The following is a 12,195-nucleotide window of genomic DNA, read 5'->3' on the forward strand; positions in this document are numbered from 1 at the left end:
CTACTTTGGCTGGTGTGGGTTGGTGGATATGTTGCTACATTGTCCCTAGTGTTTCAATGCATGAAAGATTTTTTCTGCCAATGCATGTGAAATTCCTGGCACATTCGCAATATCATCAATGCTGGCATTTAACAGTGGCTGCATTCCACCCAGGTATTTCAGCAGCATTTGTCGACGCTTCGGCCCGACCCCTTCAATCAGTTCCAGTGAACTGGTGTTTTTTACTTTTGCACGTTTTTTGCGGTGCCCGGCGATAGCGTGGTCGTGCGAGTCATCTCGAATATGCTGGATAACGTGCAGCGCTGGCGAATCCGCAGGCAGAGCGATCCCTTCCCCGGTCGCTTCGAAAAACAGCGTTTCCAATCCTGCTTTACGCTCCGTGCCTTTGGCTACGCCAAGCAGCAGCGGTTTGCGTTTGTCCCACGGCACGTCTAACTCATCAAACACCGCAAGCGCCTGCCCCAATTGGCCCTTACCGCCATCGATAACGATCACGTCGGGAATCTTGCTCTCTTCCAACGCTTTGCCATAGCGACGTTTCAAAACCTGATTCATCGCCGCGTAGTCATCCCCCGGCGTAATGCCACTGATGTTGTAACGACGATACTCCGAGCGCAGCGGCCCGTTGGCGTCAAACACCACGCAGGACGCCACGGTCTGCTCGCCCATGGTATGGCTGATATCAAAACATTCCATACGCGCGATGTGTTCCAGATGAAGCACCTCGGCCAACGCTTTTAAGCGCTGATGGATGGTAGATTGCTGCGAGAGTTTGGTGACCAATGCCGTGGCCGCATTGGTACGTGCCAGTTTCAAATAGCGGGCGCGATCGCCGCGCGGTTTGGTTTGGATATGAATGCGTCGCCCCGCGACCTCAGACAGCGATTCTGCCAATACCTCTTTCTCTGACAGCGCAAAATCCAACAAGATTTCGCCCGGCAGTGTGCGAGATAAACTGCCTTGCAGATAAAATTGCCCGACAAACGTCTGCACCACTTCCGCCAGTTCCGTGCCTGCCGGCACTTTTGGGAAATAGCTGCGGCTCCCCAGCACTTTGCCTTGACGAATAAACAGCACATGTACACAGGCCATACCGGCATCGAAGGAAACACCAATCACGTCCAGATCTTCGCCATCGCCCGAAACAAATTGCTTTTCGGTGACGCGACGCACCGCCTGAATTTGATCGCGAATACGTGCCGCTTCTTCGAAATCCAACTGACGGCTGGCGGCTTCCATACGAGCGACCAGTTGATTGAGCACCTGCTGATCTTTGCCTGAAAGGAAAAGTCGCACATATTCTACCTGCTGGCGGTAGTCTTCTTCACTGACCAGACCCGCAACACAAGGCCCCAGACAGCGCCCGATCTGATACTGGAGACAAGGCCGCGAGCGATTTCGGTACACGCTGTTTTCGCACTGGCGAATGGGGAAAAGTTTTTGCAACAGCACCAACGTTTCACGCACCGCATTGCCGTTTGGAAAGGGGCCAAAATATTCCCCTTTGGCGTGCTTGGCACCGCGATGCACCGCCAAGCGCGGGTGAGTATCACCGCTAAGAAAGATCATCGGGTACGATTTATCATCACGCAGCAATACGTTATAGCGCGGCTGATAAAGCTTGATGTAGTTGTGTTCCAGCAGCAGCGCTTCGGTTTCTGTGTGAGTGATGGTGACATCAATCTGGTGAATAGCCTTCACCAGCGCTTCCGTCTTACGACTGGCAACGTTGCTGCGAAAATAGCTTGCGAGGCGCTTTTTGAGATCTTTTGCTTTACCGACATAGATGACCGTGTTGCTCTCATCGTACATACGGTATACACCAGGCTGGCTGGTGACGGTTTTTAAAAACGCGGGGGAATCGAAATGTTCACTCACTACTTAACCTTCGCTCACTGCCTGTTATTCACTGCTCATGGACGGCTCCGCGTTAAACAATCCGTGGCGGATAGCCAAATGTGTCAACTCAACATCACCACTCACATTCAGTTTGCTAAACATGCGGTAACGGTAACTGTTTACGGTTTTCGGACTCAGGCTCAACCGTTCGGAAATTTCCGTGACCTTTTGCCCCTGAGTGATCATCATCATAATTTGTAATTCGCGTTCAGACAAACACGCCAGCGGGGTTTCGGTGTGCGGAGCCAATTGGCTCAACGCCATGCGTTGTGCAATATCAGACGCAATATAGCGACTACCCGCATGCACCGCGCGAATGGCGCAGATGACTTCCTGCGGCGCAGCCCCTTTGCTGAGGTAACCCGCAGCACCCGCCTGCATGACTTTAGCAGGTAATGGATTCTCGGTGTAAATGGTTAGCATGATAATTTTAATTGCAGGCGCAAAACGCACTATCTTGCGCGTGGCTTCAAGCCCACCAATGCCCGGCATGTTCATGTCCATCAAGACGACATCGACAGGATGCTGGCGGCACCACTTGACCGCATCTTCACCACACTGCGCCTCGCCAACCACCTTTAACCCTTTGGTGTCGTCGAGAATGTGCCTTATCCCTGTGCGCACCAGTTCATGGTCATCTACAAGAAAAACGCTAATCAAAAATTATTCTCCGAAAAGGGTGTAACGCTGAACGCCAGGCAACCGCAGATGGAAGCGACAATTTTTTGAGAAAATGATAAAACAGCGATATTTCACATTTACACCTTGCATAATTCGCGTTGCAGGACAGCGACAAACGAGAAAAATGTGTGTGACACATTCGAGCAGCCTCTGCACTTGGCCGAAAGGTGAACGTTAGAAACGCCGTTCATTAATCTCGACACTCACTCAAAAGTGATTGGGATCAACAAACGTAACGACCGCGCGTGCAACGTGAAGTATGACGGGTATATCAACGTATTTAGCAACAATAACCCAGTGTCGCTGAATCAGAGCAACAAAATACCTAAAACATCATGATACACATCAGTCACAGCCATGCCACATAAATTTGATGTTTCAGCGGTAAGAGAGTGGTTTTATTCGTTATTCAGTGGATTGAGCACGCTACGTTCATTGGCGTGGCATTGGACTCTTGCTATAAAAAAGCGCACATGCATTAATTTAAACAGCCTTTACATTTTCTTTTCGGTGCGCTGTCATTCCCTATTCTCATATCTATGTTGATAAGCTGACATATACAATTGAAATGAAATGTATCGCTCGCAACATTTACAATACATAATGCGAATCTTGTCAGTTAAAAAAGATAAAAAAGTTGCGTTGCGAACAGAAAAGCATCATTACTTCCCTGACATAATCAATCCAACACCACCGCGTAACGCACTATGCTATACTCTCGCGCATTCCAAAGCCCCACTGCGAGAATGAGCCATCATGCTCATAGCAGAATAAGGCGTTCCACAATATTGTGCTTGTTAAGGAGAGCGCATGAGCAACGTAGATTTTTCTACTGGCAAATCCGTTGAAACACTGGCAGATGAAGTAACCTGTTTAAAAGCAATGATTACGCTGCTGCTAAAAGCCATCGGTCAGGCTGATGCCGGAAAAGTGATCATCAATATGGAAAAACAGATCGCTCAAATCGACGATGCCGCGCAGGCAGAAGTCTTTTCCACCACGCTGAAACAGATTAAACACGCTTATCGTCAATAACAACAGCAGGTTAAGTCTGAAGGCCAGATCCTTCTGGCCGTTTCTATCTCGGCACACCGTCTCAGTGTCACATCTGACGTTCACTCATCAGCGTTTGCAACTTGAGCAACAGCGCGTGTTCCATCGATTTATAGTGCGTCAAATCCAGAACATAAACCTTATCGAACAGGCGTTTTCGGGAAAGTTGCTTGATTTCATCGACCAGCGACTTTAACTCACTGTAACACCCATTAATTTTGTACTCCGACGACTGCTCGGTACAGATAATCTCATGGATTACCTGGCTGAGTGCCGAAAGCGGGATTACGGCATTTGGATCCTGATAGCTTGTTTCAACCACTGCCAAGAGTTTTTCTATCCCCATGAACCCCTCCTGATTGAATGAAGTTGTTGCATGACATATCTGGAACGCTACGCTACGCATCAAGGCCAACAGCGCTTAACAACGTGCAAGCCGTAGTGCAAAAAGTATAGCAGGTCTACATCAAACAGGAGACGCGAGACACTCCGTCAGTGATCTACGTCGCGACAGAAACAATGCATTATGCTGCACCATCATTATGCCATGACGAAATGGAAACCATGACTCAACAGCCAGAAGATTATTTAATAATGGAGGAAGAGTAAATGAAACGTAAATAAGAGGTGGATATGTTACATCCAAGGATAATGAATAAAAAACAAATACCGTTCCTATGAAAAGCGCTTATTACAAATAACAGGTTTAATAGCGAGGAATAAAGCAGTGTGGAATGTTGGTGGGTCGTGCAGGGTTCGAACCTGCGACCAATTGATTAAGAGTCAACTGCTCTACCAACTGAGCTAACGACCCAACGCCGTGGATTATTCTCTCGTTGCCTGCCGCTGTCAAACGGTTAATTCGATTTTTTTCTTTTCGCTCCCAACCATGAAAATCCGATTGTCGGCAAAAGCCGATTTTGTTAGTCTTGCCCGCGTTTATATCCGTCATCTCAATTCCTAGTATGCCAGCCTTGTTCGAACAGAAAATACACAGACGTAAAACGTGCGAATGTTCACCTTCTCTATGCCACGTCCTCGGTATCATGCGCGGCATTGTCAGGTTGGTTTAACAGGATCTATTTATACCTATCACTATCATCAGAGAGCCATTCAAGAGCTCAACACAACATCACCGACAAAAACAGGAAACTTAACACATGGTAGATAACGTCAAAGAGGTCGACGACCTTACCTCAGGCCATGATGAAGGCCTAAGGCGCAACCTGACTAACCGGCATATACAGCTTATTGCTATCGGTGGCGCTATCGGCACCGGTTTATTTATGGGGTCGGGTAAAACCATCAGCCTGGCTGGCCCTTCGATCATCTTTGTCTATATGATCATCGGGTTTATGCTGTTCTTCGTTATGCGCGCAATGGGCGAGTTACTGCTCTCCAATCTGGAATACAAATCTTTCAGCGATTTTGCCGCTGACCTGCTGGGGCCCTGGGCCGGTTTTTTCACCGGATGGACCTACTGGTTCTGCTGGGTGGTAACGGGCATCGCCGATGTGGTCGCCATCAGCGCCTACACCCAGTTCTGGTTTCCCGAACTTTCGCAGTGGGTATCTTCTTTATTGTGCGTGCTGCTGTTGCTTACGCTCAATCTTGCTACGGTCAAACTGTTCGGAGAAATGGAGTTCTGGTTCGCCATGGTCAAGATCGTGGCAATTGTCGCACTGATTATCCTCGGCGCAGTGTTGGTCTTCATGCACTTCCCTTCCCCATCAGGTTCAGTCGCCTCTTTCACTAATCTGTGGGATCACGGTGGCATGTTTCCGAAAGGGATAAGCGGATTTTTTGCCGGATTCCAGATAGCGGTCTTTGCATTCGTAGGGATCGAACTGGTCGGTACTACCGCCGCAGAAACCAAAAACCCGCAGGTGGTGCTACCGCGCGCCATCAATGCCATCCCCATCCGCATCATCATGTTTTACGTCTTCTCACTGATCATGATCATGTCCGTTACGCCGTGGAACGCGATTGCCGCCGATCGCAGCCCCTTCGTAGAGATGTTCGTGCTGGTCGGGTTCCCAGCCGCCGCCAGCGTGATCAATTTTGTCGTGCTGACGTCGGCAGCCTCTTCCGCCAATAGCGGCGTATTCTCTACCAGCCGGATGCTGTTCGGGTTGGCAAAACAGGGCGATGCACCTGAGGCATTCGCTCATTTGTCAAAACGCGCAGTCCCTGCGACAGGATTGCTGTTCTCTTGCATCTGTCTGCTGAGTGGCGTGGTGCTGATTTACCTGATTCCAAATGTGATGACCGTGTTTACGCTGGTCACAACGGTTTCCGCCATTCTGTTCATGTTTATCTGGAGCATTATCCTGTGCTCTTATCTTAAATATCGTAAAACACGGCCTCAGTTGCATGCCAATTCAACCTACAAAATGCCGTTCGGTATTGTCATGTGCTGGGTATGCCTTGCCTTTTTTGCTGGTGTAATTGTTCTGCTGACATTACAGCCGGACACATTGCAGGCACTTATCGTGACACCGCTTTGGTTTGTCCTTCTTGCAATTGCTTATCAGTTCTTGCTGAAGAAAAAACGGAGCGCTTAATCCCGTATAAATCATTGCAGGCATTCATACTAAAGACGCTTATTATTGGCGTCTTTAGTTTTTAATGGGTTCCCTGCACGGGTAACGCACCAATCAAAACAGGGTTAATAACTCTAGGCATAATTAAAGATAAAATGTGACATAGGCTTTCATTTAGCAAATAGATGATGCTATAGAGCCGTTCAATCACTCAGGCGAATGGATAGATGCCATTCCACTGATATTTCTCAGAAGCAGATACACATCGTCTTTTTCGCCGACAGGCATCGTTTCTCGCCTTACAAGGAGATCAATCTCCCCTTTCAATTTGATCAATTTATGATCATCCATTGTGGAAATAACCGCAGAGACCAGCATTTCAAGAGATGCGACACGCGTCTGAAGCCGCTTCTCATCCGCCTCCTTTTGCGCCAGCTTGATGAGTAATTGAGAAAGAAGAGTATTCATTTGAACTCCTTCATCAAAAATAATGCACCTGTGAGCAACCCAGTATAAAGTGATATACGCCTGCGGAAAAAACAGGAATTGAGATTAATGTAACACTAGAATTGCATCTTCTACTAGCATCAGAATAAAAACATTATTCAGTTAGCGCGCGGGCTGGCAAATAATACGAAAGGAGCCTGGATTAGTTACAATCGAATCCAACGGCGGTCAGTGATAAAGAGAGATGACCAGCCATCATGACGATGGCTGGTGTTGCACGGTCAGATATTAACAGCCTGCCGCACACTATTGACGGCAGTTTTCGCCTGCTCACATTGGTGCAGGATAGTTTGTGCGTGTGAGTAAAGAATTTTCCCTGCTTCAGTCGGCGTAACACCACGTCGGCTACGAACTAACAGTTGCTTTTCCAATTCACTTTCCAGCGTCGCCACCTGCTGGCTTAATGCTGGCTGTGCAATGTGTAACAACTCGGCAGCCTGTGTCAGGCTACCAATATCAACGATTTTAACAAAATATTTGAGCCGTCTTAGATTCATTTTCGCCTCCTGAGTAGTTACCCTTTAGAGGTAGCAAGAAGCGCGCCACTTTGTTCTACATTGCGATTCTCATATTCATTTTGTGAGCACAGTTGCCCGTAAAATAAGGAAAAGAAATGGTTGGCCTATTTTTTTGCACTATCGCCACGACAAGGCACAGCCAGAAAAGCAACAAGCCAATGCACCAGGATAAGGCAAAATCTGCCATATCAGGGTGCAACCCCTTATTGACAGCCTGAGGATGGGCAACGCCCATCATGACAAAATCGCTTATCAACACCATGATAATTCGAAGAATTGACTATTAGATCGGCAATCGATAAAGATTGTGCATAACACCCTTTGACAAGCCCATACGCTATCGCTATTATCCTCCGCACTCACCGATTCCTCTGTAGTTCAGTCGGTAGAACGGCGGACTGTTAATCCGTATGTCACTGGTTCGAGTCCAGTCAGAGGAGCCAAATTCAAAAAAGCAGATGTCCTCGGGCATCTGCTTTTTGCTTTAGATTCAAAAAAATAATGCAAGAATCCTTCCTGATGCGTGTGCGTTTTCCCCGCTGTATCGGGCGAATTTGGTGGTCAGATTTGGGGTCAGATTGGTTCGATAATGGAGTGACCCCCAAATGGCGTTTAACGACCTAAAAATCCGCAACGTAAAAGCATCCTCTAACCCTTTCAAAGCCTCCGATTCTCACGGTCTGTATTTACTCGTCAATCCCAATGGTTCACGCATCGGATATCTCAAATAGCGCATCAAGGGTAAGGATCACCTATTCTGCCTGCACTTGCAGCGCATAATCTTTACGGGCGCTTTGCCATGCCAGAACCGCGAGCCCCAGTGCGATAAAGGAGAGAATGGCACCAGCCCAGTTCGGTGACGCCAGGCCAAAACCGGCAGCAATGGTGGCTCCGCCCGCCCAGGCGCCCAGCGCGTTACCCAGATTGAACATGCCGATGTTTACCGATGCAGCCATTGTAGGTGCGCCGGCATGGCTGGCGCGATCCATGACCAGTTTCTGAATGGGAGAAACCGTTGCGAAACCAAAAGCGGCCATAAGGAAGACTGAAATACCGGCAACCATATGATTTTCAACACCGACCCAAAAGACCAGAAGCACTGCGCCCTGTGCTGCCAGGGTAACGAAAAGCGTGCCAAAAAGTGATCGATCGGCAAAACGACCGCCTACCCAATTTCCCACTGCCAGTCCGAAGCCAAAAAGCACCATCAGCCATGCCACACCGCTGGCTGAAAAACCGGCTTTTTCGATCATCATCGGAGCAATGTAGGTAATCGAGGTAAAAAACGCTGCCGGACCAAAAACGGTGATGCCCATGACAAGCAATACCTGTGGATCGACAAAGGCACGTAGTTCTGCGCGCAGGGCAACCGCTTTCCCCTTCTCGATGCGCGGTACCAGCAGAGCAACACAGGCCATCGTAAACAGCCCAATCGCGGCAATCACCCAGAAAACCAGCCGCCATCCAAAGAGTTGTGCCAGCCAGGTACCCAGAGGAACGCCAAGCAGATTAGCCAGTGTCAGTCCCGAAAACATAAAAGCAATAGCGCTTGCCTGACGGCCCGGCGCAACCAGAGAGGCAGCGATAATCGATCCGATACCAAAAAAAGCACCATGGTTGAAAGAGGTGATAACACGGCCAGCAATCGCCAGCGCCAGTGTCGGCGCAATCGCGGTAATGATGTTACCGATAGTGAATATAAATCCCAGTGCTATCAGCATCGTCTTGCGGGGCACTCTCGCCCCCAGAACCGTCAAAAGCGGCGCGCCGACAAAAACGCCCAGTGCGTAAGATGTGGCCATTAGCCCGGCGGTAGGGATATTGACATTAAAATCAGCGGCTATTTGCGGGAGAATACCCGCAATAACGAATTCAGTAAGACCGATTCCGAATGCGCCGACGGCGAGGGCTAAAAGAGCTATTGGCATTGAAACTCCAGCATGTACTTGTTGATTGAATATCATTAGGTAAAATTGAGTATATTCGACACTATATTCAGAGAGTTAACCCTTATGAGTGCATTTGATAAAGAAAAAGATGGCATTCGGCAGACAAGACACAAACCGGCAGAACTCGATGCAATCGACCGAAAAATATTAGGTGCACTGGCAGAAGATTCAGGGCGCAGTTACAGCGAACTGAGCGAAATCGTAAATCTTTCTGCACCGGCGGTGCACGATCGCGTGAAGCGTTTGAAACGTGATGGGGTTATAAAGGCAACCGTTGCGGTACTGGATGGCTGCAAGCTGGGTCGAACGCTGTTAACGTTCCTGGTTATTGATACCAGCAGCTATAAAGCGACCCGCGCTCTTCTTCAGTTCACCCAGCGACGGGAGGTTGAAGAGCTGCATACCGTCGCGGGGGATGGGTGTGTTTTAATAAAGGTACGCGCGGCAGACACCGAATCTCTGGAAAATTTCCTGATGGAAATTCAAAGCCTGGAGGGCGTTCGCTCTGTGCGCAGCTATATCGCACTTTCTACCTTTCTTGAGCGTGGGCCCTCTCCTGACGAAAGGTAAGCTCCCGAGCCAACAAACTGTTATAGCAAATACGGCGAAAACTGTATCTATTCTCTTTGGTACAACTGTGTTGTAATTGATAAAATATTGTCAGGTTCTTGTTGAATCAGGAAGAATTTCCTAAGCGTAATGGTGTTGATGATGGATGAAGTAAAGCGCCTTCTGACTGAAGAGATTGAACGCATTAACCGTGAAGAGAAGCGTGATAATAAAATACGCTTTAGCCTGAAGTTTATGCGCTCGCACCCTTACCTGTTCTCTGCCATGCTGATCAGCTACGTGCCCGTCGCTTTGATATTATTCTATGCGGCTTATTTTGGCCTGCCCTACCTGATTGGCTTCACCGGATTTATGCTGGTCATGTCAGTGGCGCTTTCGATAGATATCAACCCCAAATATCGCTTCGAAGATATAGACGTGCTGGATTTACGTGTTTGCTATAACGGTGAGTGGTTTACCAACCGTCAACTTTCACCTGACACAGTCAATAAACTGCTGAGCAATGAACATATCGCGCAGGAAGTCAAAAACGGAATAACAAAAATCCAATTCACAAAGGGGGAAGTGGGTTTTTACGATGTTTTTTCTCTCGCTTATCTTAGAAAAGCCGCAATATGACGTTTAGCGTATGAACCGCCCCATCCCCGGCATCAAGTGCATGCCATTCGTGCCATCCACTGCGTGGCTATTGCGCTGCGACCGACACTAACCGTCAACCCCCATGTGGTGATACGCTTTCATCACATTATCCATCACGGCAAAAAATAGGTGTGCTATGGCCAAGTTCGAGCAACTGGCTCGTCAGATGCGAAAGCAACTTCAGGAGGGGATCTGGCAGCCGGGTGACAAACTTCCGTCGCTGCGAGAAAAGTCGATTCACTCTGGTATGAGTTTGATGACGGTGCTACGAGCCTATCAATTATTAGAAAGTCAGGGACTGCTTATATCGCGCCCACAGTCAGGCTACTACGCCGCGCCACAGTTAGCCGCACCGCCGCTGGATAGCGTCTCCCCCTCAAACACGCAGGCTCGGGTGGAATTGACTGAAGATGTTGACGTTAATGCGTTTATTTTTGATGTGCTTCAAGCCAGCAAGGATCCCTCTGTCGTTCCTTTTGGCTCTGCATTTCCTGATCCACACCTTTTCCCTCAGCGTCAATTAACCCGCTCTTTGGCGTCAGTGGCGCGACGCATGCAGCCACGAAACGCCTTGGATAATCTCCCGCCCGGTAATGAGCAGTTAAGAAAACACATTGCTCAGCGCTACGCATTGCAGGGTATTTCCGTTTCACCCGATGAAATCGTCATTACCGCCGGCGCAATGGAGTCACTCAATTTGAGCCTTCAGGCGCTGACCGAACCGGGAGATTATGTCGCCATTGAATCGCCTGCCTTTTACGGTGCATTGCAGGCCATTGAACGTTTCAAGCTTAAAGCGATTGCGATAGCCACCGATCCACAACACGGAATAGACCTTGATGCGCTACATCAGGCGTTGAATGACTATCCAATAAAAGCCTGTTGGCTGATGACCAATTTTCATAATCCGCTCGGCTGCACGCTATCATGGGATAATAAACAGCGGCTAGTGGCGATGTTAGAAAAATACGGTGTGGGATTGGTTGAAGATGATGTTTACGGTGAACTGTACGCTGGATTACAACGGCCGTTACCCGCGAAGGCATTAGACAAAAAAGGCATGGTCCTGCACTGCTCTTCATTCTCCAAAAATCTGATGGCGGGATTCCGCATCGGTTGGGTGGCGGCCGGCCATCATGCCAAGAATATCCAGCGCTTACAGCTGATGAGCACGCTCTCTGCCAGTGCCCCCATGCAGTTGGCTATCGCGGAATACCTTGCGACAAGCAGTTATGACAGCCACTTGCGTCGTCTTCGCAAGGCATTGGAACAACGTAAATATGCTGCGCTCCAATCGCTCCAACGGCATCTCCCTTACGACGTTAACCTTTATCCTTCGCGCGGTGGTTATTTCCTGTGGTTAGAATTGCCCCCAGGCCTCAGCAGTACTGCGCTTTACTGGCAAGCGTTAGAGAAAGGGATCAGCATCGCGCCCGGAAAAATGTTCACAGCGGGTGACAAATACGATCGCCATTTCCGCTTGAATGTATCCTATGAGTGGGATGAGCGCTGCGAGCAAAGTGTAAAGGTATTAGCGGCACTCATTCAGCAACAAATAAAGGCTATGCACAAGACGAAAATATAGACCGCCATAGGTAATGCTATAAATCTGCTCGCAGCGCTGTGATACTAAATAGCGATTGAGCAGATTTACCTTACCAATAAGCATAACAATGAGATTATTTCATCAGCCACACCAGGTGTCGCTGCCTGATATTCTCATCGGGTGCCGTTCTCCCCGTCTTGATGCTCTACCGCCAGCGCAGTAATCAGCGAGAACGCACAGGCTAGCATCGTGCCAAGTATCCAGGCGAAGTACCACATACTTACTCTCCT

The 12,195-nt window shown here is 48.7% G+C and carries 11 protein-coding genes, 2 tRNA genes and 2 pseudogenes; 7 read left to right on the forward strand and 8 right to left on the reverse strand.

Annotated elements, in window-relative coordinates:
• Window positions 1–45: 45 nt before the first annotated feature.
• A complete protein-coding gene (uvrC, locus tag J5069_RS07845; RefSeq protein WP_264643291.1) occupies window positions 46–1,878 on the reverse strand; it encodes an excinuclease ABC subunit UvrC in 1,833 nt (610 codons plus the stop codon).
• Between the two features lie 24 nt (window positions 1,879–1,902).
• Window positions 1,903–2,559 carry a UvrY/SirA/GacA family response regulator transcription factor gene (gene uvrY, locus J5069_RS07850; protein WP_264643292.1) on the reverse strand — a complete coding sequence of 219 codons (657 nt, stop codon included), beginning with the start codon at window positions 2,557–2,559 and terminating at the stop codon, window positions 1,903–1,905.
• An 831-nt stretch (window positions 2,560–3,390) separates the two neighbouring features.
• On the opposite strand from uvrY, the gene J5069_RS07855 reads away from it, so the two are divergent.
• Window positions 3,391–3,615 carry a DUF2594 family protein gene (locus J5069_RS07855; protein ID WP_264643293.1) on the forward strand — a complete coding sequence of 75 codons (225 nt, stop codon included), beginning with the start codon at window positions 3,391–3,393 and terminating at the stop codon, window positions 3,613–3,615.
• Between the two features lie 67 nt (window positions 3,616–3,682).
• On the opposite strand, the gene J5069_RS07860 is transcribed toward J5069_RS07855, so the two are convergent.
• Both J5069_RS07860 and J5069_RS07865 read right to left on the reverse strand, forming a co-directional pair.
• Complete coding sequence (locus tag J5069_RS07860) at window positions 3,683–3,979, reverse strand: hypothetical protein (RefSeq protein WP_264643294.1); 297 nt, start codon at window positions 3,977–3,979, stop codon at window positions 3,683–3,685.
• Window positions 3,980–4,371: 392 nt separating this feature from the next.
• A tRNA-Lys gene (locus tag J5069_RS07865) sits at window positions 4,372–4,447 on the reverse strand.
• A gap of 346 nt (window positions 4,448–4,793) precedes the next feature.
• Here J5069_RS07865 and cycA point away from each other — a divergent pair.
• Window positions 4,794–6,197 (forward strand): D-serine/D-alanine/glycine transporter, encoded by a 1,404-nt coding sequence (gene cycA, locus J5069_RS07870; RefSeq protein WP_264643295.1) that lies wholly within the window; start codon window positions 4,794–4,796, stop codon window positions 6,195–6,197.
• 186 nt (window positions 6,198–6,383) lie between these two features.
• Here the strand turns inward: cycA and J5069_RS07875 are convergent, their stop codons facing one another.
• The gene (locus tag J5069_RS07875; protein ID WP_264643296.1) at window positions 6,384–6,644 is read right to left on the reverse strand and encodes an anti-adapter protein IraP; all 261 of its coding nucleotides are present in this window, start codon (window positions 6,642–6,644) and stop codon (window positions 6,384–6,386) included.
• A 269-nt stretch (window positions 6,645–6,913) separates the two neighbouring features.
• Window positions 6,914–7,180, reverse strand: a pseudogene (locus J5069_RS07880) (LysR family transcriptional regulator); the annotation flags it as partial.
• 388 nt (window positions 7,181–7,568) lie between these two features.
• On the opposite strand from J5069_RS07880, the gene J5069_RS07885 reads away from it, so the two are divergent.
• Together J5069_RS07885 and J5069_RS07890 are read left to right on the forward strand one after the other, a co-directional pair.
• A tRNA-Asn gene (locus tag J5069_RS07885) sits at window positions 7,569–7,644 on the forward strand.
• 162 nt (window positions 7,645–7,806) lie between these two features.
• Window positions 7,807–7,929 (forward strand): annotated as a pseudogene (locus tag J5069_RS07890) (Arm DNA-binding domain-containing protein); the annotation flags it as partial.
• A gap of 24 nt (window positions 7,930–7,953) precedes the next feature.
• Here the strand turns inward: J5069_RS07890 and J5069_RS07895 are convergent.
• Window positions 7,954–9,129: an MFS transporter gene (locus J5069_RS07895; RefSeq protein ID WP_264643297.1), complete on the reverse strand. Its 1,176-nt coding sequence runs from the start codon at window positions 9,127–9,129 to the stop codon at window positions 7,954–7,956.
• An 84-nt stretch (window positions 9,130–9,213) separates the two neighbouring features.
• Between J5069_RS07895 and J5069_RS07900 the strand changes: the two genes are divergently transcribed.
• The 3 genes from J5069_RS07900 to J5069_RS07910 all read left to right on the forward strand — a co-directional run bounded on the left by J5069_RS07900 (window position 9,214) and on the right by J5069_RS07910 (window position 11,944).
• The gene (locus J5069_RS07900) at window positions 9,214–9,720 is read left to right on the forward strand and encodes an Lrp/AsnC family transcriptional regulator (protein ID WP_264643298.1); all 507 of its coding nucleotides are present in this window, start codon (window positions 9,214–9,216) and stop codon (window positions 9,718–9,720) included.
• Between the two features lie 141 nt (window positions 9,721–9,861).
• Window positions 9,862–10,338 carry a YlaC family protein gene (locus J5069_RS07905; RefSeq protein WP_264627856.1) on the forward strand — a complete coding sequence of 159 codons (477 nt, stop codon included), beginning with the start codon at window positions 9,862–9,864 and terminating at the stop codon, window positions 10,336–10,338.
• Between the two features lie 157 nt (window positions 10,339–10,495).
• On the forward strand, window positions 10,496–11,944 hold the full coding sequence (locus J5069_RS07910; RefSeq protein WP_264643299.1) for a PLP-dependent aminotransferase family protein: 1,449 nt from the start codon (window positions 10,496–10,498) through the stop codon (window positions 11,942–11,944).
• A gap of 134 nt (window positions 11,945–12,078) precedes the next feature.
• Here J5069_RS07910 and cydX read toward each other — a convergent pair whose 3' ends face one another.
• A complete protein-coding gene (gene cydX, locus J5069_RS07915) occupies window positions 12,079–12,183 on the reverse strand; it encodes a cytochrome bd-I oxidase subunit CydX (RefSeq protein ID WP_264628079.1) in 105 nt (34 codons plus the stop codon).
• Window positions 12,184–12,195 lie beyond the last annotated feature (12 nt).

The organism is Candidatus Symbiopectobacterium sp. NZEC127 (assembly GCF_025962675.1).
In the GTDB taxonomy this organism is placed as follows: Bacteria; Pseudomonadota; Gammaproteobacteria; order Enterobacterales; family Enterobacteriaceae; genus Symbiopectobacterium.

Excerpts from the sequence above, each read along its gene's own strand:
- J5069_RS07910 (WP_264643299.1), top strand. The coding sequence starts at position 10,496 with ATGGCCAAGTTCGAGCAACTGGCTCGTCAGATGCGAAAGCAACTTCAG.
- J5069_RS07855 (WP_264643293.1), top strand. The coding sequence starts at position 3,391 with ATGAGCAACGTAGATTTTTCTACTGGCAAATCCGTTGAAACACTGGCA.
- J5069_RS07900 (WP_264643298.1), top strand. The coding sequence starts at position 9,214 with ATGAGTGCATTTGATAAAGAAAAAGATGGCATTCGGCAGACAAGACAC.
- J5069_RS07905 (WP_264627856.1), top strand. The coding sequence starts at position 9,862 with ATGGATGAAGTAAAGCGCCTTCTGACTGAAGAGATTGAACGCATTAAC.
- J5069_RS07875 (WP_264643296.1), bottom strand. The coding sequence starts at position 6,644 with ATGAATACTCTTCTTTCTCAATTACTCATCAAGCTGGCGCAAAAGGAG.
- J5069_RS07860 (WP_264643294.1), bottom strand. The coding sequence starts at position 3,979 with ATGGGGATAGAAAAACTCTTGGCAGTGGTTGAAACAAGCTATCAGGAT.
- cydX (WP_264628079.1), bottom strand. The coding sequence starts at position 12,183 with ATGTGGTACTTCGCCTGGATACTTGGCACGATGCTAGCCTGTGCGTTC.
- J5069_RS07895 (WP_264643297.1), bottom strand. The coding sequence starts at position 9,129 with ATGCCAATAGCTCTTTTAGCCCTCGCCGTCGGCGCATTCGGAATCGGT.
- cycA (WP_264643295.1), top strand. The coding sequence starts at position 4,794 with ATGGTAGATAACGTCAAAGAGGTCGACGACCTTACCTCAGGCCATGAT.